At 63.8% G+C, this 25,987-nt stretch carries 24 protein-coding genes and 1 riboswitch; of the genes, 13 read left to right on the top strand and 11 right to left on the bottom strand.

The features are described from left to right. The first annotated feature begins 107 nt into the window (after positions 1 to 107). From CSQ95_RS22870 to CSQ95_RS22860, 3 genes are all read left to right on the top strand, one after another. A complete protein-coding gene (locus CSQ95_RS22870) occupies positions 108 to 1,520 on the top strand; it encodes a transglycosylase SLT domain-containing protein (protein WP_070288666.1) in 1,413 nt (470 codons plus the stop codon). 99 nt (positions 1,521 to 1,619) lie between these two features. Beyond that, complete coding sequence (fabI, locus tag CSQ95_RS22865; protein ID WP_099411189.1) at positions 1,620 to 2,408, top strand: enoyl-ACP reductase FabI; 789 nt, start codon at positions 1,620 to 1,622, stop codon at positions 2,406 to 2,408. Between the two features lie 491 nt (positions 2,409 to 2,899). Next, complete coding sequence (locus CSQ95_RS22860; RefSeq protein ID WP_035820280.1) at positions 2,900 to 4,306, top strand: DEAD/DEAH box helicase; 1,407 nt, start codon at positions 2,900 to 2,902, stop codon at positions 4,304 to 4,306. A gap of 89 nt (positions 4,307 to 4,395) precedes the next feature. On the opposite strand, the gene CSQ95_RS22855 is transcribed toward CSQ95_RS22860, so the two are convergent. The 4 genes from CSQ95_RS22855 to CSQ95_RS29735 form a co-directional block, all read right to left on the bottom strand. Further along, positions 4,396 to 4,854: an acyl-CoA thioesterase gene (locus CSQ95_RS22855; RefSeq protein WP_034750191.1), complete on the bottom strand. Its 459-nt coding sequence runs from the start codon at positions 4,852 to 4,854 to the stop codon at positions 4,396 to 4,398. 89 nt (positions 4,855 to 4,943) lie between these two features. Continuing rightward, on the bottom strand, positions 4,944 to 5,312 hold the full coding sequence (locus CSQ95_RS22850) for a hypothetical protein (RefSeq protein ID WP_099411188.1): 369 nt from the start codon (positions 5,310 to 5,312) through the stop codon (positions 4,944 to 4,946). A 129-nt stretch (positions 5,313 to 5,441) separates the two neighbouring features. Further along, positions 5,442 to 5,579, bottom strand: coding sequence for a hypothetical protein (locus tag CSQ95_RS29740; protein ID WP_162995739.1), 138 nt, complete (start codon positions 5,577 to 5,579; stop codon positions 5,442 to 5,444). Between the two features lie 240 nt (positions 5,580 to 5,819). Beyond that, positions 5,820 to 5,993 carry a hypothetical protein gene (locus CSQ95_RS29735; RefSeq protein WP_175445159.1) on the bottom strand — a complete coding sequence of 58 codons (174 nt, stop codon included), beginning with the start codon at positions 5,991 to 5,993 and terminating at the stop codon, positions 5,820 to 5,822. 137 nt (positions 5,994 to 6,130) lie between these two features. Here CSQ95_RS29735 and CSQ95_RS22845 point away from each other — a divergent pair, with 137 nt between their 5' ends. The 3 genes from CSQ95_RS22845 to CSQ95_RS22835 all read left to right on the top strand — a co-directional run bounded on the left by CSQ95_RS22845 (position 6,131) and on the right by CSQ95_RS22835 (position 9,633). Continuing rightward, complete coding sequence (locus CSQ95_RS22845) at positions 6,131 to 7,363, top strand: glycosyltransferase (protein ID WP_143450054.1); 1,233 nt, start codon at positions 6,131 to 6,133, stop codon at positions 7,361 to 7,363. A 188-nt stretch (positions 7,364 to 7,551) separates the two neighbouring features. Then, positions 7,552 to 8,532 (top strand): EDSAP-1 family PEP-CTERM protein, encoded by a 981-nt coding sequence (locus CSQ95_RS22840; RefSeq protein ID WP_099411229.1) that lies wholly within the window; start codon positions 7,552 to 7,554, stop codon positions 8,530 to 8,532. Positions 8,533 to 8,640: 108 nt separating this feature from the next. Then, positions 8,641 to 9,633 carry an EDSAP-1 family PEP-CTERM protein gene (locus CSQ95_RS22835; protein ID WP_099411187.1) on the top strand — a complete coding sequence of 331 codons (993 nt, stop codon included), beginning with the start codon at positions 8,641 to 8,643 and terminating at the stop codon, positions 9,631 to 9,633. A 17-nt stretch (positions 9,634 to 9,650) separates the two neighbouring features. Here CSQ95_RS22835 and CSQ95_RS22830 read toward each other — a convergent pair whose 3' ends face one another. The 5 genes from CSQ95_RS22830 to CSQ95_RS22810 all read right to left on the bottom strand — a co-directional run bounded on the left by CSQ95_RS22830 (position 9,651) and on the right by CSQ95_RS22810 (position 16,527). Further along, a complete protein-coding gene (locus CSQ95_RS22830; protein WP_099411186.1) occupies positions 9,651 to 10,751 on the bottom strand; it encodes a nitroreductase family protein in 1,101 nt (366 codons plus the stop codon). Next, positions 10,752 to 11,621 carry a ThiF family adenylyltransferase gene (locus CSQ95_RS22825; RefSeq protein WP_099411185.1) on the bottom strand — a complete coding sequence of 290 codons (870 nt, stop codon included), beginning with the start codon at positions 11,619 to 11,621 and terminating at the stop codon, positions 10,752 to 10,754. A gap of 87 nt (positions 11,622 to 11,708) precedes the next feature. Further along, positions 11,709 to 13,268: a methyl-accepting chemotaxis protein gene (locus CSQ95_RS22820; RefSeq protein ID WP_099411184.1), complete on the bottom strand. Its 1,560-nt coding sequence runs from the start codon at positions 13,266 to 13,268 to the stop codon at positions 11,709 to 11,711. Between the two features lie 122 nt (positions 13,269 to 13,390). After that, on the bottom strand, positions 13,391 to 13,588 hold the full coding sequence (locus tag CSQ95_RS22815; RefSeq protein ID WP_010399555.1) for a hypothetical protein: 198 nt from the start codon (positions 13,586 to 13,588) through the stop codon (positions 13,391 to 13,393). 95 nt (positions 13,589 to 13,683) lie between these two features. After that, positions 13,684 to 16,527: a pitrilysin family protein gene (locus CSQ95_RS22810; RefSeq protein WP_099411183.1), complete on the bottom strand. Its 2,844-nt coding sequence runs from the start codon at positions 16,525 to 16,527 to the stop codon at positions 13,684 to 13,686. 185 nt (positions 16,528 to 16,712) lie between these two features. Further along, positions 16,713 to 16,863: riboswitch (FMN riboswitch) on the top strand. 94 nt (positions 16,864 to 16,957) lie between these two features. On the opposite strand from CSQ95_RS22810, the gene ribB reads away from it, so the two are divergent. Further along, on the top strand, positions 16,958 to 17,605 hold the full coding sequence (ribB, locus tag CSQ95_RS22805) for a 3,4-dihydroxy-2-butanone-4-phosphate synthase (protein ID WP_099411182.1): 648 nt from the start codon (positions 16,958 to 16,960) through the stop codon (positions 17,603 to 17,605). A gap of 7 nt (positions 17,606 to 17,612) precedes the next feature. On the opposite strand, the gene CSQ95_RS22800 is transcribed toward ribB, so the two are convergent. Further along, positions 17,613 to 18,986: an MFS transporter gene (locus CSQ95_RS22800; RefSeq protein ID WP_099411181.1), complete on the bottom strand. Its 1,374-nt coding sequence runs from the start codon at positions 18,984 to 18,986 to the stop codon at positions 17,613 to 17,615. A gap of 121 nt (positions 18,987 to 19,107) precedes the next feature. Between CSQ95_RS22800 and CSQ95_RS22795 the strand changes: the two genes are divergently transcribed. The 6 genes from CSQ95_RS22795 to CSQ95_RS22770 all read left to right on the top strand — a co-directional run bounded on the left by CSQ95_RS22795 (position 19,108) and on the right by CSQ95_RS22770 (position 24,642). Further along, positions 19,108 to 19,980: a LysR family transcriptional regulator gene (locus CSQ95_RS22795; RefSeq protein WP_099411180.1), complete on the top strand. Its 873-nt coding sequence runs from the start codon at positions 19,108 to 19,110 to the stop codon at positions 19,978 to 19,980. 134 nt (positions 19,981 to 20,114) lie between these two features. Further along, positions 20,115 to 20,438 (top strand): hypothetical protein, encoded by a 324-nt coding sequence (locus CSQ95_RS22790; protein ID WP_070223930.1) that lies wholly within the window; start codon positions 20,115 to 20,117, stop codon positions 20,436 to 20,438. A gap of 211 nt (positions 20,439 to 20,649) precedes the next feature. Continuing rightward, a complete protein-coding gene (locus CSQ95_RS22785) occupies positions 20,650 to 21,465 on the top strand; it encodes an ABC transporter permease (RefSeq protein WP_070288806.1) in 816 nt (271 codons plus the stop codon). A 55-nt stretch (positions 21,466 to 21,520) separates the two neighbouring features. Next, positions 21,521 to 22,546, top strand: coding sequence for an MlaD family protein (locus CSQ95_RS22780; protein ID WP_070223932.1), 1,026 nt, complete (start codon positions 21,521 to 21,523; stop codon positions 22,544 to 22,546). Continuing rightward, entirely contained in the window at positions 22,543 to 23,214 is a 672-nt protein-coding gene (locus tag CSQ95_RS22775) for a hypothetical protein (protein WP_099411179.1), read from the top strand. The genes CSQ95_RS22780 and CSQ95_RS22775 overlap by 4 nt, the downstream gene beginning before the upstream one ends. A gap of 96 nt (positions 23,215 to 23,310) precedes the next feature. After that, positions 23,311 to 24,642: an ATP-binding protein gene (locus tag CSQ95_RS22770; RefSeq protein WP_099411178.1), complete on the top strand. Its 1,332-nt coding sequence runs from the start codon at positions 23,311 to 23,313 to the stop codon at positions 24,640 to 24,642. On the opposite strand, the gene CSQ95_RS22765 is transcribed toward CSQ95_RS22770, so the two are convergent. Next, positions 24,639 to 25,976 carry an HD domain-containing phosphohydrolase gene (locus CSQ95_RS22765; RefSeq protein ID WP_099411228.1) on the bottom strand — a complete coding sequence of 446 codons (1,338 nt, stop codon included), beginning with the start codon at positions 25,974 to 25,976 and terminating at the stop codon, positions 24,639 to 24,641. The genes CSQ95_RS22770 and CSQ95_RS22765 overlap by 4 nt on opposite strands. Between the last annotated feature and the right edge of the window lie 11 nt (positions 25,977 to 25,987).

Here is a 25,987-nt window from a genome sequence, read left to right as displayed (position 1 = left end):
TGTCATCATGCTGACATAATTCTTGACTCCGGCATGTGGATATACGTACACTCGCAGCTTGATCATGGGTCTGTCCGATGTTTCTCCGACGACAACAATGGAACACTATGCACGAAAACTCCTTTAAATCTACCGTCCTGGCGGCGTTGGCCCTGGCGCTTGCGCCCGCCCTCAGCCAGGCGTACGAAGCCGGTGTTGAGAGCGATAACGCGCCAGTCGCCGCCGCCGCACCTGCCCTGATCCCGATGACCGCCCAGGTCACGGCGAAACTCCCCACCCTCGACAACCGCCTGCAAAAGACCGACCGTCTGCTGAAAAACCTCAGCGACAATTCCGATCCGCTGCGCGAAGCCGACGTCTGGGGCCGCATCCGCAGCGGCTATGCGATTCCCGACATCAACAACCAGCTGGTGGCGAATCACGTCAACTGGTACGCCACCCGCCCCGACTACATCGCCCGCACCACGGCGCGCGCCTCGCGCTACATCTTCCACGTGGTGCAGGAACTGGAAAAGCGCGGCATGCCGACGGAACTGGCCTTGCTGCCGTTCATCGAGTCCGCCTTCAACCCGCAGGCGTTCTCCAGCGCCAATGCGGCCGGCATGTGGCAATTCGTGCCCGCCACCGGGCGCGATTTCAACCTCAAGCAAAACATGTTCAAGGACGAGCGCCGCGGCGTGCTGGCCTCGACCGATGCGGCCCTGACATACCTGCAGCGCCTGTATGACATGTTTGGCGACTGGCAACTGGCCCTGGCTGCCTACAACTGGGGCGAAGGTTCGGTGCAGCGCGCCATCAAGAAAAACCAGGCGCTGGGCAAGCCGACCGACTTCGAAAGCCTGGCCGACCTGATGCCGGCCGAAACGCGCAACTACGTGCCGAAACTGCAAGCGGTCAAAAACATCATCGCCAATCCGGCCCAGTTCGGCCTGACCCTGCCGGTGGTCGACAACCAGCCGTATTTCACGGCCATCGACAAGACCAGCGACATCGACATCACCGTCGCCGCCCAGCTGGCCGAACTGTCGATGGATGAATTCAAGGCCTTGAATCCGCAATTTAACCGCCCCGTCATCATCGGCGGCGAAAAGACCAAGATTCTGCTGCCGCAGGAAAACGCCGCCAAGTTCACCACCAACCTGGCGCAATGGGGCCATGCCTTGTCGAGCTGGACCACGCACAAGATCACCAATGCGCGCGAACGCATCGAAACCCTGGCGTCGAAATTCGGCACCACGGCCGACGTGCTGCGCCAGGCCAACAACATTCCCCAGCGCACCAGCCTGCGCGCCGGCTCCACCATCCTCGTGCCGAAAACCTCGGCCACGATGAACAGCGACATCACCCAGGAAATCGCCGACAGCGCCACCATGCTGCTGGAAGCGGACCGTCCTGAACGGGCCGCCAAAGCACTGCGCCGCGTCGCCAAGGGCGGCAAGGCGCAAACGGCACCGATCTCGCTGGTGAAGCCGCGCATCCAGCGCGGCGGCGGTAACAGTCGGGCAAAAGCGCGTCACTGATCGCCTGAGTTGTATTGACGCACTTTACCGGCCGCCACAGCTTTGCTGTCGCGGCCGGTTGTACATCCGCCCGACCCACCACCCCAGACAGGAGTCGTCATGGCTTTCTTGCAAGGCAAAAAAATTCTTATCACGGGCTTGCTGTCGAACCGCTCCATCGCCTATGGCATCGCCAAGGCTTGCCACCGCGAAGGCGCCACCCTCGCCTTCACGTATGTGGGCGAGCGCTTCAAGGAGCGCATCACGGAATTTTCGGCCGAATTCGGCAGCGAACTGGTGTTCGACTGCGACGTGTCCAGCGATGAACAGATCGCCGCCGTCTTCCGCGACCTGGCGCAGCACTGGGAACATCTGGACGGCCTCGTGCACGCCATCGGCTTCGCGCCGCGCGAGGCGATCGCGGGCGACTTCCTCGACGGCCTGTCGCGCGACAGCTTCCGCATCGCCCACGACATTTCCGCCTACAGTTTTCCCGCCATGGCCAAGGCCGCCCTGCCCCTGCTGCATCCGGGCGCCTCGGTCCTGACCCTGACCTACCTGGGCGCCGTGCGCGCCGTGCCCTACTACAACACCATGGGCCTGGCCAAGGCGTCGCTGGAAGCGTCCGTGCGCTACCTGGCCGAATCGCTGGGCCCGCGCGGCATCCGTGCCAACGGCATCTCCGCCGGCCCCATCAAGACCCTGGCCGCCTCAGGCATCAAGGATTTCAGCAAACTCCTGGGTTTTGTGGCCGAGCACGCCCCGCTGCGCCGCAACGTCACCATCGAAGAGGTCGGCAACACGGCCGCCTTCCTGCTGTCCGACCTCGCGTCGGGCATCACGGGCGAGATTACCTACGTTGATGGCGGTTTTTCACAAGTGATGGCGGTCAATCCTGAAGTGGAGTAAAGCGGTGACGTGTGCCGACCTGGCGGCATGCCAAGGGAATGTATCAGCTGGAGCCCGGCCGGCACGACAGGCGCCGCCGCTGCCCGACGACATCGTGGCCATGCTCAATTAAACGGACGAAACCTACGTATTCCTACTGATTTCAGATAGGAAACATCTTCAAAACGTGGTAGGACTTGCGTTTCTTCCCATTTAGCCCGTGCAAAACGGCGGCAAATACGGTATAGTGTCGTTGTGCGCTGCAATATGTTCCCTTGAAGCGATGGCAACACCGCAGTCATGCACTACAAACTTAGCAGCTTCGCAAGCCTTAGCGCATCCACAGGATGCCGCTTATAAAGCCCTCCCGCCTTGTGTGTCGCACCTGACACCGTCCCGGCGCAAAGCTTTTGTGCCGAAATTTCTTTTTAGTTGAGTCATTTCGTTTTGGTTGGCGTTGCTATTTTGCGTTCTGCTTTTTGCAAGAACGCTGATTTTTACGAAAGAAAAGAATGACATTTGAATCCTTAGGCCTGCATCCGTCCATCATCGCCGCTCTGACCGAATCGGGCTACACCGCGCCAACCGCGGTACAGTCGCAAGCGATTCCAGCCGCGATCGAAGGCCGTGACCTGCTGGTCTCGTCGCAGACCGGTTCGGGCAAGACCGCAGCTTTCATGCTGCCGTCGCTGCACAAACTGGCCAGCGCCGAACAAAGTGCCGCCGGCAAGACGCCGAACCAGGAAATGCAAGCATCGCGCGCCCGCGGCGAGCGTCCACGCTTCAAGGCTGCCCAGCCAAAAATGCTGGTACTGACGCCAACGCGCGAACTGGCCCTGCAAGTGACCACCAACACAGACAAGTACAGCACCGGCATCCGCCGCATCAAGGCTGTGTCGATTCTGGGCGGCATGCCTTACCCTAAACAGATGCAATTGCTGGCCAAGAATCCTGAGATCCTGGTCGCCACCCCTGGCCGTCTGATCGACCACATGGATTCGGGCAAGATCGACTTCTCGCAACTGGAAATCCTGGTGCTGGACGAAGCCGACCGCATGCTGGACATGGGTTTCATCGACGACATCGAAAAAATCGTCGAAGCGACGCCGGAAGGCCGTCAAACCATGCTGTTCTCGGCAACCTTGGACGGCGTCGTCGGCAACATGGCCCGCCGCATCACGAAAAACCCGCTGGTCATCCAGGTGGCAAGCTCGAGCAACAAGCATGAAAACATCACCCAGCGCGTGCACTTCGTCGACGATCTGTCGCACAAGAATCGCCTGCTGGACCACCTGCTGCGCGACGAATCGCTGGACCAGGCTGTTGTGTTCACCGCCACCAAGCGTGACGCCGACACCATCGCCGACCGTCTGAACATCGCCGGTTTCTCCGCTGCCGCCTTGCACGGCGACATGCATCAGGGCGCGCGCAACCGCACCCTGGACGGCATGCGCCGCGGCCAGGTCAAAGTGCTGGTTGCCACCGACGTTGCCGCCCGCGGCATCGACGTGCCAACGATCACCCACGTGTTCAACTACGATCTGCCGAAGTTCCCGGAAGACTACGTCCACCGCATCGGCCGTACCGGCCGCGCTGGCCGCAATGGCCTGGCCATCTCGCTGGTGAACCACGCTGAAGGCATGAACGTCAAACGCATCGAACGCTTCACCAAGCAATTGATCCCGGTCAATGTCATCGAAGGTTTCGAGCCGAAGAAAACGGCATCGGCGCCACGTTCGAGCGCCCGTCCAGGCGGCTGGAAACCAGGCGACAACCGTGGCGGCGCGAAGCCAGGCCAACGCACGTTCAGCAAGCCGGGCGCACCACGCAAGGACGGCGCGCCGAGCACCGGCGGCGGCTACAAGGGTTCCAACCCGCGCAGCACCGACGGCGCACGCCGCAGCTACGGCGACCGTTAATCACGGCGCCATGCCGCCAGCAGGCGGCAGGCAATAAAAAAAACGGCCACCAGATCACTCTGGCGGCCGTTTTTTTATGCCGATTGCCTTTACTTCTTCGACACCTTCTGGCGCGACAGCTTGCGCAGCTTGGCTTGCTCGAAGCGCGCATGCTGCTCCGGCGTCTCGAGCACCAGTGGCGGCACGGCCACCGGCTTGCGGTTGGCGTCCACGGCGACCATCGTGAAATAACAGCTGTTGGCGTGGCGCACCAGGCGCTGCTGGATGTTTTCCGTCACCACGCGGATACCCACTTCCATCGACGTCGTGCCCGTGTAATTGATCGAGGCGAGGAACGTCACCAGCTCACCCACGTGGATAGGCTGCAGGAACATCACCTGGTCCACCGACAAGGTGACCACATAGCTGCCCGAATAGCGGCTGGCGCAGGCGTAGGCGACGCTGTCGAGGTATTTCAGGATGGTGCCGCCATGCACGTTACCGGAAAAGTTGGCCATATCGGGCGTCATCAAGACCGTCATCGTCAGTTCGTGGGCCGACCAGTTCATCGCGCTGTCCAAAGTGTTCTCCAAGGGGAAAATGAAAAAATGAGGGGATGTGAAAACCGGCCACTGGGGCCGGTTGCCGGGACAGGCTGTTACAGTCCCAGGTTGTCGATGTCGGCCAGCGATTCGCGGCCCTTGTCGGAAATGTCGTGGCCCTCGCCTTCGGCGCGCGCCACGATGTGGGCTTTCTTGCCCAGGAAATACGCCACTTCCGTGTCCAGCTTGGTCAGCGGATCGGCGGCCACGGCGCGCAGCCCCATGATGCAGCGGCGCAGGAACAGCAGTTGTTGTGCTTTCTCGGTGATGGACAGACGGCCATCGCGTGCATAGCTGAGCAGCTTCAGGCCGGACAGGCGCTTGGCATTGCGAGCAACGCAGGCGCTCGGGCGCTCGGTCTTGATGCCGCGTGCAACTTGCTCCAGCGCGTCATATTCATCGGTTGTTAATTTCTCGTTCTTCATTACTTTTCCATAAAAGGCCAGGTGTTCGGCCCCCATGGTACGCGCCCCGCTGCGCATCGGCAACAGGCAACGTGCATCTACCGCCGCCGGCCAGGCGGCCAGGCGGCGGAAACACGCGTGTGATGAGCGTTATTTGTAGCTGCGCAGCAGCAGCCATGCCAGGCCGCAACCAGCAACGGCACCCGCCAGGGCCAGCGCCACGAGGTGTTTGCTGGTGATCACAGGCCGCCGGCCCAGGTAGATTTTGTTATGCAAGGAATTGCCCACGATGGTCTCCTGTACAAGAATTTTTATGATGTCTCATTATAAGAACAGAATCGTGACGGCCGCATGACACTCGACAGTTGGGGCTTGATTTGTATCCACTCGGCAACATTTGTGGACATTTTTGTTGTTTAAATGGCGTACCTCCGGCGAGGCCCGCGCCTTCCATTTCTGACTGGAAATAAACACGGCGCACGCCTGCCCACCGCAGGCCTTGGCGCGGCGCCATGGCACGAAAACCGCTCAATGCATTTTCACGGGCGGTGGCGGCGGCGTTGGCTCCTCGACCGGCACGGGGTCGATGTGCGGCGGCTGTTCCGGCGGCGGCGTGAGGGGATCGCCTTCCGGCGGTGGCGGCATATCGGGTTCGGGCGTGCTGTGTGCACGCAGCGGGGAAAAACGGAATTGTGGCTGCATGGTGGCCTCCTTTGCCCCACTCTAGCCGATGCGGCCAAATCCTGGCGCCCGCCAGTGGCACGCTGCAGGGGAACTAAACGGCGTGGCGCCACTCCAACTTGGCAGGCATCCCCTACAGCACGAGTGCAAGCGACCCTATGGCGCGCAAGAAAATCCTCTTTATGGCCGAGGCAGTGACCCTGGCCCATGTTGGCCGCCCACTGAGCCTGGCCCAGGGCCTGGACGAGGAAGCGTACGAAGTGCACTTTGCCTGCGCCGATGGGTATGACTTTTGTTTCAGGCAAGCCCACTTCCGCCGCTGGCGCATCGACAGTATTTCATCATTGCAATTTCTGCAGGCGCTGGCCCACGGCAAGCCCGTCTATACGGAAAGCACCTTGCATGCGTACGTGGAAGATGACTTGCGCCTGCTCAATGCCGCCCAGCCCGATCTCGTGATCGGCGACTTTCGCCTGTCGCTGTCCGTCAGCGCGCGCCTGCAGCACATTCCCTACATTACCGTCAGCAACGCCTACTGGAGTCCCTGGGTGCGCCAGCATTACACGGTGCCCAGCCTGCCCCTGACGGGCGTGCTGCCCATCTGGCTGGCCGATCCCCTGTTCCGCCTGATCCGCCCGCTGGCCTTCGCCTCGCATGCCGTCCCCCTGAACCGCGTGCGCCGACGCCATGGCCTGCCATCGCTGGGCAGCGACCTGCGGCGCATCTATACGGATGCCGACCGCACCTTGTACGCCGATATTCCCCAGCTGTTCCCGCCGCATGGCATGCCACCCACGCACGACTACCTGGGACCCATCATCTGGGCGCCGCCGCTCGACTTGCCGGACTGGTGGCAGCGACCGGAACTGAGCAGCGGACGGCCGATCATCTATGTCACCCTGGGCAGCTCGGGCCAGGGGCAATTGCTGCCGCGCGTGCTGCGCGCGCTGGCGCCCCTGCCCGTCACCGTGCTGGCGGCCACGGCCGGCACCATCCGCGTCGATGCCGTGCCGCCGAATGCCTATGTCGCGCCCTTTCTGCCGGGCGACGCGGCCGCCCGCCGCGCCAGCCTGGTGATCTGCAACGGCGGCAGCCCCACCAGCCAGCAGGCGCTGACGGCAGGCGTGCCCGTCATCGGCATCGCCGGCAACCTCGACCAATTCCTCAACATGCACGGCATCGCAGGCGCCGGCGCCGGCCTGCTGCTGCGCGCCGACCGTTTCCAGGAAACCGCCCTGCGCCATGCCGCCACGCGCATGCTCGACGATGGCCGGGCCAGGCTGGCGGCGCGCCAGCTGGCCACCGCCATGCGCGAGTATGTGCCCGGGCAACGCTTGCTGTCCCATCTGCACGCCCTGCTGGGCTCGTCGCCCCGTGGTAGCCAGCCTTGACGGGCGGCGTCGGTTTTTCTTACAACGCGTCCGGCAACACCTGCACTGTGTCAACAAAAGCACGCCAAGTCATTGATTTCAAAAGAACCTCATGCGTTGGCATGGAAGTCGCTTAAGTCTGGCCATGAGCACCTGCCGACAGGACTCAGGCAAGACTTCCAGACTCACTCAACTACGAGGTGAATGACATGAAACTTTCTAAACTGAAACTGCTCCCGGCCGCAGCAGCATTGGCCATGCTGTGCGCGGCCGGTAGCGCACAAGCGGGCGCCTACGGCTATGCCTACAACAATATCTTCGGCCTGCAGATCGCCGCCGCCACGGGTTCCATCACCGCCCTGAACAGCACCACGATCTCGCGCGCCACGGCCACCCTGAATGGCGTCAGCGTCATCAATGGCGGTCCCGGCCTGCTCGACTCGCCCCGCGCCGCCGTCGGTGCCGTGACCAAGGGCGAGAACGACTTCACGCAACAAGGTGCCACGGGCAACTTTTCGCGCGGCGACGCGCAGATCGTCAGCACGCAGTTCCCCTCGTTCCCGCCCGGCTCCACCTCCACGCAGGCGGTGAACGTGGCCGAAGCCCATCTGGATGATCCTGCCGGCACGGCCGATGCGTCCGGGCGCAACGGTTCGACCACGGGCTTCTCCGTCAACTTCGTCGTCGGTTCCCCCACGGCAACGCTGAGCTTTGACTTCTTCTCGTCGCCATTCATGCAAGTCTTCCTGCAAAGCACAGTGGGCCAGCTGTCCACCGCGACGGCCAACCTGGTGATGACCATCACCATCACCGACTCGACCGGCGCGACTGTCTTCAACTGGACACCCGATGGCGTTATCGGCTCCGGCATCTTCGGTGGCACGGAATCGGCGGATGCGGCCAACCTGAACACCAGCCTGGCGACCAACTTCCTGACGCGCGGCAACCTGTTTACGTATGACCCCACCGGTTGCGGCACACCCACGGGCACAGGCGTGGGTACGGCTTGCGGCGGCAACTTCAGTTCCGTCAGCAATGCCCTCGCGACCGGCAACTACACCTTGACATTGAATGCGGTGGAAAGCGTGGACCTGGTGAAACAGGCGGTGCCGGAACCTGGCACTCTGGCACTGCTGGGTCTGGGTCTGGCTGGCCTGGGCTATGCCCGCCGCCGCAAGCTTGCCGCCTGAACCAGGCAACAGGGGGATTTACAGGCGAGGGAGTCTCCTCGCCTTTTTTTATGTGGCAAGCCTGTCGGTTTTCCTTACAACGCGGCCGACCGGCAGATGAGGATTTTCATGACTATATTTTCTTGTACCCGCTTGCCAACGGCCCTGCTGGCCTTGCTGTTGCTGGCCAGCAGCGGCACTGCCAGCGCCGCCGCCTATGGCTATTCGTACACCAGCGTCTTTGGCCTGGTCATCAGCAATCCCTCCGGCTCCGTCTCCCTGCTCAGCAACATCGACCTGTCGCGCACCACCGCCACGCTCAATGGCAGCAGCATCATCCACGGTGGCAGCAACGAGATTGACGCACCGCAAGCGACACGCGGCGCCGTCACCAAGGGACAAAATGATTTTACGCAGCAAGGCATGGGCAATGCCTCGTATGCGCGCGGCGAGGCGCAGATCGTCACCTCGCAAATCCCGCCCTTTCCACCGGGCTCGACCAGCACGCACACGGTGAATGCGGCGGAAACCTTCCTCACGGGCGGCGGCAGCGCCGACGCCTCGGGACGCAACGGTTCCAGCACCGCGATGACCGTCAATTTCGTCGTCGGCCAACCGGGCGCGACCCTGGCCTTCGACTTCCAGGCCCTGCCTTTCATGCAGTTGTACCTCGATGCCCTGGCCGGCACGGGCTCGGCGGCCACGACGAATATGGCGATGACGTTTACCATCATCGATGAACATGGCCAGATCGTCTTCAACTGGGCCCCCGACGGCAACCTGGGCTCCGGCATCCTGGGCGGCACCGAACTGGCCGACGCCGCCAGCCTCAATACAGGGTACGCACAAACGCCGCTGACCAGCGGCAGCGTGTTCACCTACGATCCCGGCGGCTGCGGCGCGCCCACGGGCACCGGCATCGGCACGACGTGCGGCGGGCAGTATGGCGCCGTCACGGACAACCTGGTGGCGGGCAGCTATACCCTGGTATTGAACATGCTGAACAGTTCCGAACTGGCCTATGTGCCGACGGTCACGCCGATGCCGCTACCGGGCACCTTGCCGCTGCTGGCCGCTGGCCTGGCAGCGCTGGCCAGCCTGGCGCCACGGCGGCGCCGCTGACGCGCGCAGGGAACGTCTCACGGCCCAGCCGTGGGCGCCACCAGCAAGTCTTGCAGCGGACGGCGCAGCGAGCGCGCACTGGCCGCCGGCCCGGCGCCGATGCGTCCGAGGAACACGGCCCGCTCGACCGCCTCCGCCCCCAGCACGCCCTGGCATTGCACGGCCAGCTCCTGCGCCATGTCCTGCATGCCATCGGTGCGCGAAAAGGCGCGCCGTTCGCGCACGTAGCGGGCAAAGATCAGCGGCGTCAGTTCCGGCTGCAATTGCAGTCCCAGTTGCGTGGCAGTCAGCCAGAAGCGCTGCATGGCGCGGCCGGCCGCCACGTAATCGTCGATATGGCGCGGCGGCGCATCGGCCAGCAGCACGAAATGCGCGGCACAATACAGGCCCGGCAGCAAGTCCATCTGCAGCCGCGGGGCAATGGTGCCGCCCAGCCAGGTATTGAAAAAATCCACGCGGCGCCAGCTGTGCATGACCCAGCGCATCAGCCGCGCCGTCATGGCATCGACGCCGAGCGCCTGCTCCGGGATGCGGTCGGCACTGAAGCGCGCCCCCCATTCAATGACGTCGCGGTGCACCTTGTGCGCTTCGGGCATGGTCAGGCGCAGCTTCGCATTGTCGAACATCAGGCGCGCACAGGCCAGGCGCGCGCGCCCGCCTTCGAACCACTGCACGCCGTAGCCGGGCGGCAAGCTGGCCGCCAATGCAGCCTTTTCGCTGGCGCGCAGGCTGCGCGTGCTGAGCCGGCGCCGCTGCACGCTGCGGCGCGGCAGGAAGGCTGCCAGCGCATCGGGCAGCATACCGGGGCTGTCGACCAGCCGTACATCGAAGGTGGGCAAGGTGTCGGGCATGGACAAACGCCGGCGCGCTTCCATCCGCAAGCCGTGACAGCTGGCCGCCAGGGCCATGCTTTCAAGCAAGGCACCCAGCGATAGCTGGCTGGGATGGCCGTCGAGGTCGTACACGCAATGGCTGCGCGTATCGAAGCCATGCACGACCACGTGCCGCTGGTCCACGACTTCAAAGCGCCACGGCTGCGTATTGTCGCCGCTGGGCGCCCAGCGCGCCTGCTCGAGGATGTTTTCCAGCACGGGATCGTTCAGCAATGCTTGCGCCATTTATGCCTCCTGTGCGGCGCGGCGCCGCTTGATGATGGCCATCGTCAGGCGTTGCAGCGGATGGCGGTTGCCGCCTGGACGCCAGGTATGCACGAGCTTGTTACGGTAGGCGTCGAAATGCACGCCGTGCGGCGCCGCCATCACCTTGCCCCGTTTTAACAGGATTTTCAAGGCTTCCGTGGCGGCCGCGCCCGCGCACAGCTGGCAGCCCATGATGGTCGACGGTCCGCGCCGCTCCTTCAGGTTGATGGCGGACGGGTCGACCAGATAGGGGCCGTGCAAGCCGGACGGCGCCAGCCCGACGAGGAAGCGCAGGGCCTTCTCTTCTTCGGGCAAGTCGCCCCAGCCAAAATACTCTTCGAACGTCATGCCGCCCGGCATGAAGCTGAGCACGGCCGTGCCCATGCCCAGCGGCGCGGCCGTGATGGCGGGTATGCCCAGGCGCGCGCAGGTGGCGAAGGTGGCCTGGCGCGCGGGAAAGGCGAAGAAATCCAGGCCATCCACGTACAGGTCGACACCGGCAAAGAACTCCGCCAGGTTGCTGTCGTGTATGCCGTCGGGAAATTGTTTAATCTCAAGCTCGGGATTGATGTCCTTCGCCATCTGCGCCAATACGGCCACCTTGGGCTGCCCCAGGGTCGACATCATGGCGCCGGCCTGGCGGTTGAAGTTGGCGATATCGAAGGTGTCGAAATCGGCGATGTGGAAGGCGCCGATGCCCAGCCGCGCCAGGGTCAGCAAGTGCACGCCGCCCACGCCGCCCATGCCGGCAATGGCCACGCGCTTGCCGCGCAAGCTGTTTTGCTCCGCCTGCGTGACCCAGCCCAGGTTGCGGGCAAATGCCGCGTGATAGGAAAAGCCGTCTGTCATGCTCACCTCTTCTGTGCATCCATTGCGGACGAAAAAGTTTGGACAGGTGAGCCGGGGATAAGTTCCCCCGTGACAGATAAAAAGCGGCTAGCGCGTCAGGCGCCGCTGCGCCGCGGCCGACGCCACGGCGCCCACCTTGAATACGCTGACGATCTGCGCCAGCCCGGCCGCCTGCTCGTTCATGGCCTGCGCTGCCGCCGATGCCTGCTCGACGAGGGCCGAGTTTTGCTGCGTCATGTTATCCATCTCGACGATGGCCTGGTTGATCTGCTCGATGCCAGCGCTCTGCTCGGCGCTGGCCGAGGAAATCTCGGCCACGATATCGGTCACGTGCTGCACGCTGGAGACGACTTTTTCCATCGTTTCGCCCGCCAGCGCCACCAGTTTTTCACCGGCGCCCACTTGCTCGGCGGAACTGTCGATCAGTTGCTTGATTTCCTTGGCGGCACTGGCTGAGCGCTGGGCCAGGTTGCGCACCTCGCTGGCGACGACGGCGAAACCACGGCCCTGCTCGCCCGCGCGCGCCGCTTCCACGGCCGCATTCAGGGCCAGGATATTCGTCTGGAAGGCGATGCCGTCAATGACAGCGATGATGTCGCCGATTTTCTTCGACGAGGCATTGATGGCGCCCATGGTGTCGACCACCTGGCTCACCACGCCGCCCGCCTGGCTCGCCACTTGCGAGGCGGAAATGGCCAGCTGGTTCGCCTGGCGCGCATTGTCCGCATTCTGGCGCACGGTCGAGGTCATTTCTTCCATGGTCGATGCCGTTTCTTCCAAGGAACCCGCCTGCTGCTCAGTGCGCGCCGACAGGTCGTGGTTGCCCGAGGCAATCTCGCCCGATGCCGTGGAAATCGATTCCGCATCGCTGCGCACCTGACTCACCAGATGCGCCAGGTTGTCGCGCATGGCCTTGATGGCCATCAGCAAACTGGACGTATCACCGGGACGCGTGTCGATCTGCGTGGTCAGGTCGCCCTGGGCGATTTGCGCCACGATGGCGGCGGCATAGTCGGGTTCGCCACCGAGCTGGGCCAGGATGCGGCGCAGCATCAACGCTGCCAGCGCGCCCACCACCAGCATCAGCGCGCCGCCGATGGCCAGCAGCACGCCCGCCTGGGCCCAGAATTTGTGGTTGATGTCATCGATATACGTGCCCGTGCCGATCAGCCAGTCCCACGGTGCAAATTTCACCACGGCATACATCTTCGCCACAGGGTCGGGCACGCCCGGACGCGTGCCGTCCGCCTGCACGAGGCCGATGCGGCTGTTGGCCAGCGCGGCGCGGTAGCGGTCGCCCGACTGCTTCATGTTCTTTTGCGGCGTGCCGATGCGCGACGCATTCGGGTGCACGTACAGCAAATCCGTGCTGAAATCGCGCACAAAGTAATACATTTCGTCCTTGACGAAGCTGCCGATGGCCAGCTTGGCCTGCTGCTGGGCCTGCTCCCGCGTGAGCTTGCCCGACTGTTCCAGCGCGTACGCCTTTTCCACGGATGCGTTGGCCAATTCGACCAGCACCGTCAATTGCTCGACGCGCTCGGCCATCATGGTCTGGCGCAGGGAATACAGGGAGAAGGAAGCGATGAGGACGATGCCCAGCAAGGTGCTGAAACACAGGAGGAGAATGCGTGAACGGAGTGTCATGGGTGCCTGGAGTGAATAGGAAATTTAATTGCCCGATGGAAATCTTTTCAGAAAAGCAAAACGGGCGGCGCTACCGGGCTGTGCCCGGCAGGCACCGCCCGCTGTAAGTCGTGTTTAAAAGGTCAGGCCAAGGCTTCCTTGGCCGCCTCTTCCGGCGTCAAGCCGTCGTAGAACTGGTCGGTAAACCACTCGACCTGCTCTTCGATGTGATCCTGCGCCTGCGCCACGGTGGCGCCGCCGGCCACGAGGAAGCCTTCGACCTCGATACACCAGTTAATCAACTCCAGAGTTTCCGGATCGAGCTCTTCTTTCTTAGCCATCGTATTTCCTTGCTTGTTAAATTGCGATATCACATCAATAAGCGGCAGTTTAACAGCTTCGTCACGCTGCCGCCCATGCAGATCAAACACGAGGATTACTTGGCTGCAACATTTTTACGTTCCGGATACAGCACCACCTGCACATAATTGTGCATGTCCAGGTAGCGCTGCGCCGCCAGTTTGACGGCTTGCGGCGTGATGGCGCGCACGCGTTGCTCATACCGCAGGATATGCGCGGGGTCGCGCCCCTGCGTCACCGAACCCATCAACTGATTCATCCAGTAGTTGTTTTCGCGCAGGGATTTCTGCTGGCGCGTGATCCAGTTCAGCTTGACCTTTTCCAGGTCGGCCACGGATGGCCCGTCCGCCTTCATCTTGTTGATTTCGGCAAAGGCGGCGGCGATCACCTTGTCCACGTTTTCCGGTCCCGTCGGCAAGTTCAAGGCCACCGAATAATGGCCGTACGGATGCTGGCCCATCGAGGTTTCAAAGCCGCCGCCATAGATCATGCTCATCTTTTCGCGCAGCACTTCGATGACTTTCAGGTTCAGCACCTCGCCCAGCGCCTGCAGGGTCAGTTTTTGCTCGTCCGAATACGCGACGTCGCCATTGAAGGTGATGGAAATCGTACTCTTGGGCTCGCTGCCCATATAGATATCCTTCTTGACGACCCCGGTCACCGGGCGCATGCCCACGTCGCGGTAGGCGTGCGCCACCTCGCCCACGGGCAAGGTGCCCAGGTAGCTGGCGATCAGCGGCTTGATCTTGTCGAGCTCGAAGCTGCCCGCAAAGATGAAGGTCATGCCGCGCGCGCTGGAAAAACGCTGGCGGAAGATGTCCAATGAGCGGTCCAGGCCCACCTTGTCGAAATCGGCCGCACGCGGCACGCCATCGACGCGGGGGTTGTCGCCATACATGGCGTGCTGGATGGCATCGTAAAACACGGCTTCCGGCTGCGCCATGCTGTTTTTCGCCAGGTCCTGCTGCTTGCCGATGAAGGACTGGTACAGGCCCGCATCCTTGCGCACGTCATTGAAATACAAATACACGAGCTGCAACATGGCTTCCACATCGGCGCTGCTGGCCGAGCCGCCAAAGCCTTCGCTCAGTTCGCCCAGCGAAGCGCCCACATTGACCGTTTTGCCGGCCAATACTTTTTGCAAGTCCAGCGGCGCCAAATCCTTCAGCCCCATGCTGCCGACCACGACGCTGGCGTAGCGGGCGTTGTAGATGTCGGCGTCGCCGAACAGGGACTGGCCGCCGAAGCGCGTCGAGCCCATCAGCACCTGGTCATTCTTGAAGTCCGTCGGTTTGAGCAGCACGCGCACGCCATTGCCCAAGGTCAGTTCCGTCACGCCGATGGCACTGTTCAACTTTTCCGAAACGATGCTGCCACCGGCCGGCGGACCGTCCATCAGCTTGCTGGCAAGCACTTTCTCCGTGCGCGGCTCGACCTTCTGCTGCTCGGCCTTCGCCACGGCGTCGAGCAATTGCTGCTGCGTCGGCACGCTGGACGTCGCATCGCCCGCTTTCGGTTCGGCCCCCATGAAGACCACCAGCTTCTTTTGCTGGTCGGGAATCACTTTGGCCACCGTTTCGTTGATTTCCTGCAAGGTTACCTGCGGCAAGAGTTCCTTCGCGTACAGCAATTCATTGGCGATACCGGGGATGGCTTCCTGCTCCAGGAAGTTGCGCGAATACTCGGCCACGAAGCCGGCCGAATCGGATTTGTCGCGTTCGCTGTACGCGCGCTCGTAATTGCGCAACATGTCCTTGCGCGCGCGGTCCAGCTCATCCTGGCTGAAACCGAAGCGGCGCGCCCGCTCGTCTTCCTGCACCAGCGCATCGACGGCCGGCTGCACGCCGCCCTTGCCCAGCAAGGCATAGGCGCTGAACGATTCATAGCCGCGCACCAGCTTGCCCATGCTGCTGCCGCCCTGGATGAACGGCGGGTTGGCCTGCTGCGTCAATTCCTGCATGCGCGCGCTGAGCATTTGCCCGTACAGGTTTTCGATCATCTGGCGGCGGTAGTCGGCAATGGTGACGGGCTCCTGCGCGGCGCGGATCGGGTAGCGGATGAAGACGCTGTCGTCCGGTGCTTCCTTGTCCGTGATCACCACCGCTTCCGTTTGCGAGCGCTGCGGCACTTCCGCATACAGGCGCGGACGCGGTTTCGCGGGGTTTTTCAGCTTGCCGAAATGCTGCTGGATCAGCTTTTCAGCCTGTTTCGGCTCCACGTCGCCGACCACCATCACGGCCATCAGGTCGGGACGGTACCAATCCTTGTAGAAACGCTTGATGGCTTCCGGCTTGAAGGTTTTCAACACGGATTCCTTGCCGATCGGCATGCGTTCCGCATAGCGCGAACCGTTCAGCAGCTTCGGATACAGCACCTTGTTCATGCGGTCGCTGGCGCCCTTGCCCAGGCGCGCCTCTTCCAGCACGATGCCGCGCTCGCTGTTGATGTCGGCCGGATTGAATTTCAAGCCGTGCGCCCAGTCTTCCAGCACGAGAAAACCTTTTTCCAGGTTTTCCTTCTTGTTCGTGGGAATCGGCAACACGTAGACGGTTTCATCGAAGCTCGTGTAAGCATTCAGGTCGGCGCCGAACTTCACGCCGATCGATTGCAAATAGGAAATCAGCTCATTGCGCTTGAAATGCGTGGAGCCATTGAAGGCCATGTGTTCCGTGAAATGCGCCAGGCCTTGCTGGTCGTCATCTTCCAGGATGGAGCCGGCTTTCACCACCAGGCGCAATTCCACTTTCTGCGCGGGACGGGCATTTTTCTTGACGTAGTAGGTCAAGCCGTTCGGCAGTTTTCCGACGGTAACTTCTGGTGCCAGCGGCAGGGGATCGGTCAAACGGATTTCCGCCTGGGCCATGCAGGCGCACGCCAGCAAGACGGCGCCCGAGATCAGGCGTAATTTACTCAGCTTCATGTATTCTCAACGGTAAAATTCAGTAGCCATACCTTACACTGAAATTCTGTTTCCGCCATTAAAAACAACTTAGGAAAAACCGCTTTTCCCAGGCAACTTTGCCGAATGACAAACTCAACGGTGTCCTGCCAGCTTTTTTCAATTGTGCTAAAGTATTGCCGCCGGTCATGTGGACCGGCACAACAATACGTCTTCGGGGCGGGGTGCGATTCCCCACCGGCGGTAAGACCGGCAACGGTCAAGCCCGCGAGCGCTTGTCAGGTTTCGCCTGATGAGGTCAGCAGATCCGGTGTGATTCCGGGGCCGACGGTATAGTCCGGATGAAAGAAGATGTGCAGTAGTGTGATGTCCCGTCGCCACGGCGATGCGGCCAGTTGCGTCTATTCGCTTGCCCTGCAGCGTTTTTCGCCTATGCGAGGAGCGTTTCACCATGTTAGTCAACAGCTATACCCTGCTTTCCAACGACCTGGAAGGTCGCATCCAGTCCGCCCTGGCCGCCATGCGCGCCGGCATTCCCGTCATCCTGCTCGACGATTTCGACCGTGAAAACGAAGCCGACCTGATCCTGTCTGCCGAGAAACTCACGCACGAAACCATGGCTTTGCTGATCCGCGAATGCAGCGGCATCGTTTGCCTGTGCCTGCCGACGGACGTCGTCAGCGCGCTGGAATTGCCGCCCATGTCGTCCGACAACGGCAGCCGCTACGGCACGCCGTTTACCGTCTCCATCGAGGCGCGCGACGGCGTCACGACGGGCGTGTCGGCCGCCGACCGGGTCACCACCATCCGCGCCGCCATCGCGCCGAACGCCAGGCCCGCCGACCTGGTGCGCCCCGGCCACGTCTTCCCCCTGCGCGCCGCTCCCGGCGGCGTGCTCGAGCGCCGTGGCCACACGGAAGGCTCCGTCGACCTGTCGCGCATGGCGGGCCTGAACCCGGCCGCCGTGCTGTGCGAGCTGATGAACCCGGACGGCACCATGATGCGCGGCGATGATATCGAGCGCTTCGCCGAGCTGCATGGCATGCCGATCCTGACCATCGAAGAACTGGTGGAATGGCGCAGCACGCGCGGACAATAAGCCTGCTTCAGACGGCGGCCACGGCCTTCGGCAAATGCACATGCCGGTACACGAGGCCCGCCGCCAGGCCATACGCGGCGGCAATCGTCGCGTAGGCCAGCGGCAGGCGCAGCGACCAGTCGGGCAACATGTGCAGGATGCTGCCGATCAGCGCCACGCCCACCAGGGCGCCGATCTGGCGGTTGGCATTCAGGGCCGCCGCTGCGCTGTTCGCATGCTGCTTGCCGGCCACCCGCATCACGGTGGCCGTCATGGCGGGAATGGCGATGCCGATGGCCACATTCATGACGGCCGTGCCCAGCGCCAGCCAGCCATACGGCGTGCCCGGACGCAAACCCGTCAGCAGCAAGGCCATGACGGTCCCCACCAGCAAGCCGGCCAGCATGGGCCTACGCGTGCCATGGCGCGCCGCAATACTTCCCGCCATGAAATTGCCCACCGTATAGGCCGCCATCATGGGCAGCAGGCGCAAGCCCGACTGCAGGGCATCGGCGCCGCCCGACTGCTGCAGGAACAGGCTCAATAAAAACAGCTGGCCGAATACGCAGAAATTGATCAAAAAACCCACGCCATTGGCCGCGCCAAAACTGCTGCTATGAAACAGCGCGCGCGGCAACAGCGGATGGCTGCCGCTGCGCTCGCGCCGCAGCAATTGCCCGGCCGACAATACCGTCAATGCCCCCGCCGCCAGCACGCCCGGCGACAGCCAGCCCAGCACGGGTCCTTCGATCAGCACGAAACTCAGGCCCGCCAGCGCAGCCACGCCCAGTGCATGGCTGAACAGCGACAAATCGCGCGGCTGACGCGCCGGCGCCACCAAGAGCAGCTGCGCCATGACGATGGCCAGCACGCCCAGCGGCACGTTCACCCAGAACACGCTGCGCCAACCGAACTGGTGCACGAGGATGCCGCCGATCAAGGGGCCGGACGCACCGGCCACGCCCACCAGCGCCGACCAGGCACCGAGCATGCGCGTGCGTTCGCGCTCGTCGTCAAAACTGTGCGTGAGCAGGCTGAGCGAACTGGGCATGAACAGGGCCGCGCCCGCCCCCTGCAGCAGGCGCGCCGCCGTCAGGAAATGCCCGTCCGGCGCGGCGCCGCACAGGACCGAGCCGAGGATGAAGACACCGAGGCCGCCCTGGTACACGGCTTTCGGCCCGTAGCGGTCGGCCAACGCGCCGCCGGCCAGCAGCAGCGCGGCAAACGTCAAGGTGTAGCCGTCGACCACCCAGACCAGGCCCGTCAGCGGAATATTCAAGTCCAGCGCGATATCGGACAGCGCCACGTTGACGGCCGTGACGTCGAGCATCGCCATGACGAAGCCGAAGGCCAGGGTCAGCAAGATCAAGCCGCTGGCGCGGCGCGGTGTGGGAACAGACATGGTACTCCTTGCAGTAACAGGGGGGACGGCCATTATGCGAGCGTTGCATGATGCAGTAAACAGGCATAAACTCGGCACATTGATGCAAAAATGCATCACCATAAGCAATAGGAGAAGCAGCTTGGATTGGGATAACGCGCGCATCTTTCTCGCCATCGGGCGGGCCGGCACCCTGCGCGGCGCGGCCGCCCTGCTGCGCATCGACCAGGCCACCTGCGGGCGCCGCCTGGCCGCGCTGGAAAGCTCGCTGGGCGCCACCCTGTTCCTGCGTACGCCATCGGGCTACGTGCCTACGCCCGCCGGCGAGCTGGCGCTCGCGGCCGCCGAAGCGATGGAGCGGGCGGCCGACAAGCTGCAGCGCGAGATGCAGGGCGTCGACAACCGTTTAAGCGGCCTGGTGCGCGTAGCGACCACGGACACCATGGCCAGCCATTTCGTCATCCGCGCCATGCAGCGGCTGCACGCGGCCCACCCCGACATCCGCATCGTGCTCAACGTGGCGCCCGCGCTGGCCAGCCTGACGCGGCGCGAGGCGGACCTGGCCGTGCGCGGCGTGCGCCCCACCGACCCGGACCTGATCTCGCGCCACCTGGTCAAACGCAGCCTTGGCCTGTACGCCTCGAAAACCTATCTGGCCGAACGGGGCGAACCCGTGCGCGGCACGGCGCTGGCCGGCCACGACATCGTCATCTACCACCAGTCCGTGACGCCGCGCCATGGAGAGAAGATCGCCGGCGAATCCGTCGCCAACGCGCGGGTCGCCATGGAAGTGAACTCGGCGGCCATGCTGCAGGAAGCGACGCGCGCGGGCCTGGGCGTGGCCGAGCTGGCGACTCATTTAGGCGACATCGACCCGCAGCTCGTGCGCATCTGGCCCGAGCGGGCGGAAAGCTACGACGTGTGGCTGGTCATGCATGCGGACCTGAACCGCTCGGCCCGCGTGCGGGCGGCAGCCGACGCCATCATTGCCAGCGTGGCCGGCCCGGGGCACTAGGCGCAAGTCCATCCCAAAAAAAATCATTCCCAAAAGAAACTTTATCTCTTGCGAATCTGATAAAATTCCTCCCCCCGCCGCGCACAGCCGCCGCCAATCGCCGCGGGATCCCTCAATCCCCCTGGAGAATTTTTATGCTTATCTGGCAAGGCTTCGGCATACTTGGCCCCCTTATCTGTTTGATCGTCGTACTGGCCGCGCAAGCGCTGTTTGGCGCCACCCTGGGCGAGGCCTATACGAAGAGCCACACATGGACCCTGGCCCTGGCCTTCCTGCTGGCAGCTGCCGCCAGCTGGTATGCGGGCGTACGCCTGAACAGCGCGCCCGGACGCGAACTGATCGACCCGGCCACGCAGGAGCGCGTGATCCTGCGCCAGCGCCACACCCTGTTCTGGATTCCGATGCAATACATCGCCGTGCTGATGGTCGTCATGGCCGGCTTCGCCCTGTTTGAGTAAGTAGGTCGTGGGAAATTATTGTGAAGTTATGACGAACAGAACCGGATGCGCTGCAAGGCGCCCGTTGCGACGCAGTGCAGGCACTGCTAGCAGCGGGTAACGCCGCAGAGCGCCGGTTATGGAAGTCAGAAATCACAATAATTTATTACGACCTACTTCAGCCCGCACGCTAGCCGTGCTTGCCGGGGCGGGCAGATGTTAAGATGCCATGATGACCCTATCCGTCTCCCTCATCATCAGCCTGCGCCGCCTGCACCGGGCCACCATGGCCTGGCTGGTCAGCTGGTGGCGCATGCTGCATTTCGCCATCCTCGTGTTTTCGCTGGCCCTGTCGCCATCGAGCTATAACCGCGACAACCGCCCCATCCTCGCGCACCGCCTGGTGACGAACACGGCGCCCAATCTCGTGTGGTTCAGCGTGGCCTGCGCGCTCGTCAGCCTGGTGCTGATCCGCATCGTCGTCGTCAGCGCCCAAAGCTACGGCCTGTCGCGCTATGCGCTGGAAATGGTGGTGCGCGTGCTGGTGCTGGAACTGATACCGCTGACGGCCGCCCTGTTCGTGGCCCTGCGCCTGACCCTGCCCGACGGCATTGCTTTCGCGCAAATGCGCTCGTCCGGCATGCTCGATACCATGCAGCGCCAGGGCATCGACCTGTTGCGCCGCGAATATTTTCCTCGTGTCATGTCGGGCATCTTCGCCGTGTGGATGCTGGCCATCGTCAGCTGCGTCACCTCGCTGATCCTCGCCTATCTCACCATCTACGGTTTCACGCCGTGGGCGCTGCAAGGCTACACGCGGGTGGTGGGGCAAATTTTCAATCCGGCCGTGGCCCTGATCCTGATGCTCAAGGTGATCTTCTTCAGCTTTGCCGTGGCCCTGATCCCGCTGGCCTCCTCGTACTATCCGGAAGACCCGCACGGCCGGCGCAACCGCCTGTGGGCCGCGCACGGCCTGTCCGAAATGCTGCGCCTGTTTTCCGTCATCCTGTTGGTCGAAGTGGCTTCGCTGATGGGCAATTACTACTGATGCCCCGCCCGCCACCGCCAGCGATCCCGAACCCCCCATACGAGAGCCAGAAGCCATGAGCCAACCGCAAAATCCCGACCAGGTCGACGTCACGGCGCCCGCCGGTCTCGCGCAAGATAGTGTCCTGCCCGCCCCGCCGCCCGTGCGCCACGCCGAACTGAAGGCGGCCATCCTGCTCATCTTCATGTTCGTGCTGGTGGTCGGCTCCGTCGTCTATCTAATGTATGCACGCGGCGCCTTCGAAGCCACGCAAACCCTGGTGCTGACGGCAGACGACTCGGACGGCGTGGGCGTGGGCGCCGACCTGACCTTTTCCGGCTTTCCCATCGGCCGCGTGCAGCGCATCGAGCTGGCGCCGGACGGCCGCGCGCGCGTCATCGTCGACGTGCCGCGCAAGGACGCGCACTGGCTGCGCAGCAGCTCCATCTTCACGCTGGAGCGCGGCATCGTGGGCGGCGCCAAGCTGCGCGCCTACAGCGGCATCCTGACGGACCCGCCGCTGCCAGACGACGCCACGCGCGACTTGCTGGTGGGCGACATGGCGGCGGAAATCCCCCGCCTGCTGGCCGCCGCCAAGGATTTGCTGAACAATGTGGCGACCCTGACGGGCAGCGATTCCGCCCTCGACGGCACCTTGCGCAATGTGCAGGCCGTGACGGGCAAGCTGAGCGGCCCGGGCGGCGCCATGGGCTTGCTGACGGGCGACGACAAGCAGTCGCGCCTGCTGGTCGAGCGGGCCAACGCCCTGCTCGTCACGGCCGACCAGCTGGCGCGCCGCACGGATGGCCTGGTGGCCAATGCCGACACGCGCGTGTTCGGCGACAAGGGCGTGATGACGGATGCGCAAGCGACCATCGTGCAGCTGAACGCGCTGCTGGCCGACACGCGCAACAGCCTGAAAAAAGTCGACGCCGTGCTGGTCGAGGCGCAAGCCGTGGGCGCCAACGCCAGGGCGGCTACGGCCGACCTGGGCCCGTTGCGCGCCGATGTGGAAAGCAATCTGCGCAAGGTCGAGCAGCTGGTCAATGAAATCAACCGCAAATGGCCGTTCAAGCGCAATCCGGAGATCAAACTGCCATGAAAATGTCCCGCCCCGCCCTCGCCGCCCTGCTGTCCACCTTGCTCGCCGCCTGCTCCAGCGGCCCGCCCGTGCCCGACTGGAAGATGAATGCGCAAAGCTCCGTCGAACGGTTTCAAGCGGCCTACCTGGGCGGCAACGCCCTCGTCGAACAGACGGAATTCAGGCGCGCCCGCAGCCAGGTGGCGGGCACGGGCAAGCTCGAACTGGTGGCGCGCATCGAACTGCTGCGCTGCGCCGCCCGCGTGGCCAGCCTGGCCTTCGAGGATTGCGCCGGCTTCGATGCGCTGCAAGCGGACGCGAACGACGCCGACCGCGCGTATGCGGCTTACCTGGCCGGCAAGGCGCAAGGGGCCGACATCGGCCTGCTGCCGGAAGCGCAGCGGGCGGCAGCAGGCGCCGCATCCGACACGGCCGCCGCCAGCGCCGTGGCGGCCATCGATGACCCGCTGTCGCGGCTGGTGGCGGCCGGCGTGCTGCTGCGCTCGGGCCGCGCCACGCCGGCGCTGCTCGACACGGCCGTCGCCACCGCTTCGGACCAGGGCTGGCGCCGTCCGCTGCTGGCCTGGCTGGGCGTGCAGCGCCTGCGCGCCGAACAGGCGGGCGACACGCAAGCGGCGCAGCGCATCGCACGGCGCATGGCGGTCGTCGAGCAGCCGCTGGTCCCCTGAGCGTGCGATGACGGCCCAAGGCAGGCGGAATCAGGCATAGTCAGGCATAATTCAGCCAGGATGACAGCTATGCCGTGCAGGCAGCGAGGTGTGACGATGCAGTTCGAGGATTTCGACCTTTCCACTCCCGATACCGGCCGGCATGCCGGGGCGGCGCCTGGCGATGACACATCGGCGGCTACAGCCGTGCGCCTGCAATACCTGCTCGACAATACACCCTCCATCATCTATTGCACCGTGCCCAGCGGCGACTTCAAGATGACTTTTGTCAGCAACAATGCCTTGAACGTGCTGGGTTACCGGCCAGAGGACATGGTGTCCGACCCCAATTTCTGGTTCGACCACATCCACCCGGACGATGCGCCCGGCATCTTTTCCAGCCTGGCGCAGATCTTCGTCGAAGGCGCGCGCGCCTATGAATACCGCTTCCGCGTGCACGACGGCAGTTATCTGTGGATGCACGACAGCCTGCGCCTCGTGCGCGACGAGCACGGCGTGCCGTTCGAGGTGATCGGCTCGCTGACGGATATCACGGAACGCAAGCGCATGGAAGCGATGCTGCAGGCGCGCGGCGAAGAGCAGCAACTATTGATCAGCAAGTTACAGGAAGCGCACGACCAGCTGCTGCAATCGGAAAAGATGGCCTCCATCGGCCAGCTGGCGGCCGGCATCGCGCACGAAATCAATAACCCGATCGGCTTCGTCAACTCCAACATGAGTTCGCTGCAAGGCTATGTCGGCACCCTGTTCGGCGTGATCGGGCAATACGAAGCGGCGATGCGCGAAACGCCGGACGGCTCGGCCCTGGCCGCGCGCGTGGCCGAGGTACGCGCGCAGGCCGACCTGGCCTTCCTGCAGGACGACATGGTCGATCTGGTGCGCGAATCGATGGATGGCTTGAAACGCGTGCGCGACATCGTGCAGGCGCTGAAGGATTTTTCTCACGTGGGCGAGACGGACTGGCAAGTGGGCAGCCTGCATGCGGGCCTGGACAGCACCCTCAATATCGTCGCCAACGAATTGAAATACAAGGCGCGCATCGAGAAGCACTATGGCGAGCTGCCGCCGATCCTGTGCCTGGCCTCGCAGCTGAACCAGGTGTTCATGAACCTGCTCGTCAACGCGGGCCAGGCCATCAGCAGCGACGGCGTGATCAGCATCCGCACCGGCCACGCGGGCGACTGGGTGTGGGTGGAGATCGGCGACACGGGCGCCGGCATCGCGCCCGAGCACCTGAACCGCATCTTCGAGCCGTTCTTCACCACCAAGGCCGTGGGCAGCGGCACGGGCTTGGGCCTGTCGCTGTCGTACGGCATCGTCAACAAGCACGGAGGACGCATCGAAGTGGCGTCGGAAGTGGGCCAGGGCACGCGCTTTACCGTGCACCTGCCGCTGCAGCCGCCCACCGCCTCGGCCGCGGCCGCCTAGGCGTCCTTCACTGGCGCATACACGCGGATGCTGAGGCGCCCGCCATTCTTGCCTTCGAAATCGAGCAGCTGGGCGATCACGCGGGCCGTCAGCACGTGTTCGGCCGCCAGCAGCATCAGGCCATCGCGGCTGATCAAATCGCGCGACAGCACCATGCCCGGTTCCAGCTGGCCCGACAGCACGGTCAGGTCGCGCGCCGGCGGCTCCGTCTCCTCCATGATGCTGCGGAAAGCGGCCACCACGGCCGGGTCGTAGCGCTTGCCGATGCTGTCGTAGATCAGGGTGCGGGCCTCGTCGGCGCGCAGGCTGCGCTGCACCATGGCGCCGATCTGCAAGCCGTCGTAGTCCGACGCCAGCGCCAGAATGCGCGCGCCCATGGGAATGGCCAGGCCCACCAGGCCATCGGGAAAGCCGCCGCCGTCGAAGCGCTCCAGCTGCGAGCGCAGGATCACGGAAACGGCGCGCAGCTCGTCGAGCGCCATCAGCAGCTGTTCGGCGCGCAGCGGATGCTTGCGGAAGGCGGCCAGCTGCTCGCCCGTCCAGGCGCTGGCCGGCAATTCCAGCACGTCGTCGCTCAGGCTGAGCTTGCCGATGTCCTTGAGCAGGGCCGCGATGAACACGTCGCGCGCCTCCTGCCCTTCCAGGCCCAGCGCCTGCGCCAGCTTACGCGACAGCTCGGCCACCCGCCGCGCATGGCCGGCCAGCTTGCCGCCGCGCATTTCGATCAGGTTGGAAAACACCTTGATCGTCGTCACGAACGTGGCTTTCAGGCGCTCGTTGGCCGCCTGCACCTCGTCGTGCGACTGTTTCAGCTGCTGCGTGCGCGTGGCCACCTTCGCTTCCAGGCTGGCATTGAGCGCCTGCAGCTCCACGTTCTGGCTGGCCGTCAGCGCTTCCAGGCGCAGCTTTTCCTGTTCCAGCGCGCGCCGTTCCAGCGCGTGGCGCACCACCAGCACGATATCGTTCTCGTCCCACGGCTTGGTCACGTACCGGTAGATTTCGCCCTGGTTGATGGCGTCGAGGATGGACTGGATGTCGGCATAGCCGGTCAGCAGCAGGCGGATGGTGCCGGGCCAGCGCTGGCGCACCTGGGCCAGGAACTGCGCGCCATCCATGTGCGGCATGCGCATGTCGGAGATGACCAGGTCCACCGTCTCGCTCTCGAGCAGGGCTAGGCCGGCCGCGCCGCCGTCGGCCGTCAGCACGCGGTAGCCGTGCGGGCGGAACAGCCGCCGCAGCGACGACAGGATATTCGGTTCGTCGTCGACGCACAGGATGGTGGGCGGCGCGGCCGCAGTGCTGGTGCTGGCGCTGGCGCTAGTACTAGTGCTCATGCTGTCCTGTT

Source organism: Janthinobacterium sp. BJB304 (genome assembly GCF_002735765.1).
In the GTDB taxonomy this organism is placed as follows: domain Bacteria; phylum Pseudomonadota; class Gammaproteobacteria; order Burkholderiales; family Burkholderiaceae_D; genus Janthinobacterium.
This window is presented reverse-complemented; position numbering and strand designations above follow the sequence as displayed.

What these genes read in the sequence shown, in the direction of transcription:
- CSQ95_RS22870 (WP_070288666.1), top strand. Translation starts at nt 108, where the DNA reads ATGCACGAAAACTCCTTTAAATCTACCGTCCTGGCGGCGTTGGCCCTG.
- fabI (WP_099411189.1), top strand. Translation starts at nt 1,620, where the DNA reads ATGGCTTTCTTGCAAGGCAAAAAAATTCTTATCACGGGCTTGCTGTCG.
- CSQ95_RS22860 (WP_035820280.1), top strand. Translation starts at nt 2,900, where the DNA reads ATGACATTTGAATCCTTAGGCCTGCATCCGTCCATCATCGCCGCTCTG.
- CSQ95_RS22855 (WP_034750191.1), bottom strand. Translation starts at nt 4,854, where the DNA reads ATGAACTGGTCGGCCCACGAACTGACGATGACGGTCTTGATGACGCCC.
- CSQ95_RS22850 (WP_099411188.1), bottom strand. Translation starts at nt 5,312, where the DNA reads ATGAAGAACGAGAAATTAACAACCGATGAATATGACGCGCTGGAGCAA.
- CSQ95_RS29735 (WP_175445159.1), bottom strand. Translation starts at nt 5,993, where the DNA reads ATGCAGCCACAATTCCGTTTTTCCCCGCTGCGTGCACACAGCACGCCC.
- CSQ95_RS22845 (WP_143450054.1), top strand. Translation starts at nt 6,131, where the DNA reads ATGGCGCGCAAGAAAATCCTCTTTATGGCCGAGGCAGTGACCCTGGCC.
- CSQ95_RS22840 (WP_099411229.1), top strand. Translation starts at nt 7,552, where the DNA reads ATGAAACTTTCTAAACTGAAACTGCTCCCGGCCGCAGCAGCATTGGCC.
- CSQ95_RS22835 (WP_099411187.1), top strand. Translation starts at nt 8,641, where the DNA reads ATGACTATATTTTCTTGTACCCGCTTGCCAACGGCCCTGCTGGCCTTG.
- CSQ95_RS22830 (WP_099411186.1), bottom strand. Translation starts at nt 10,751, where the DNA reads ATGGCGCAAGCATTGCTGAACGATCCCGTGCTGGAAAACATCCTCGAG.
- CSQ95_RS22825 (WP_099411185.1), bottom strand. Translation starts at nt 11,621, where the DNA reads ATGACAGACGGCTTTTCCTATCACGCGGCATTTGCCCGCAACCTGGGC.
- CSQ95_RS22820 (WP_099411184.1), bottom strand. Translation starts at nt 13,268, where the DNA reads ATGACACTCCGTTCACGCATTCTCCTCCTGTGTTTCAGCACCTTGCTG.
- CSQ95_RS22815 (WP_010399555.1), bottom strand. Translation starts at nt 13,588, where the DNA reads ATGGCTAAGAAAGAAGAGCTCGATCCGGAAACTCTGGAGTTGATTAAC.
- CSQ95_RS22810 (WP_099411183.1), bottom strand. Translation starts at nt 16,527, where the DNA reads ATGAAGCTGAGTAAATTACGCCTGATCTCGGGCGCCGTCTTGCTGGCG.
- ribB (WP_099411182.1), top strand. Translation starts at nt 16,958, where the DNA reads ATGTTAGTCAACAGCTATACCCTGCTTTCCAACGACCTGGAAGGTCGC.
- CSQ95_RS22800 (WP_099411181.1), bottom strand. Translation starts at nt 18,986, where the DNA reads ATGTCTGTTCCCACACCGCGCCGCGCCAGCGGCTTGATCTTGCTGACC.
- CSQ95_RS22790 (WP_070223930.1), top strand. Translation starts at nt 20,115, where the DNA reads ATGCTTATCTGGCAAGGCTTCGGCATACTTGGCCCCCTTATCTGTTTG.
- CSQ95_RS22785 (WP_070288806.1), top strand. Translation starts at nt 20,650, where the DNA reads ATGACCCTATCCGTCTCCCTCATCATCAGCCTGCGCCGCCTGCACCGG.
- CSQ95_RS22780 (WP_070223932.1), top strand. Translation starts at nt 21,521, where the DNA reads ATGAGCCAACCGCAAAATCCCGACCAGGTCGACGTCACGGCGCCCGCC.
- CSQ95_RS22775 (WP_099411179.1), top strand. Translation starts at nt 22,543, where the DNA reads ATGAAAATGTCCCGCCCCGCCCTCGCCGCCCTGCTGTCCACCTTGCTC.
- CSQ95_RS22770 (WP_099411178.1), top strand. Translation starts at nt 23,311, where the DNA reads ATGCAGTTCGAGGATTTCGACCTTTCCACTCCCGATACCGGCCGGCAT.
- CSQ95_RS22765 (WP_099411228.1), bottom strand. Translation starts at nt 25,976, where the DNA reads ATGAGCACTAGTACTAGCGCCAGCGCCAGCACCAGCACTGCGGCCGCG.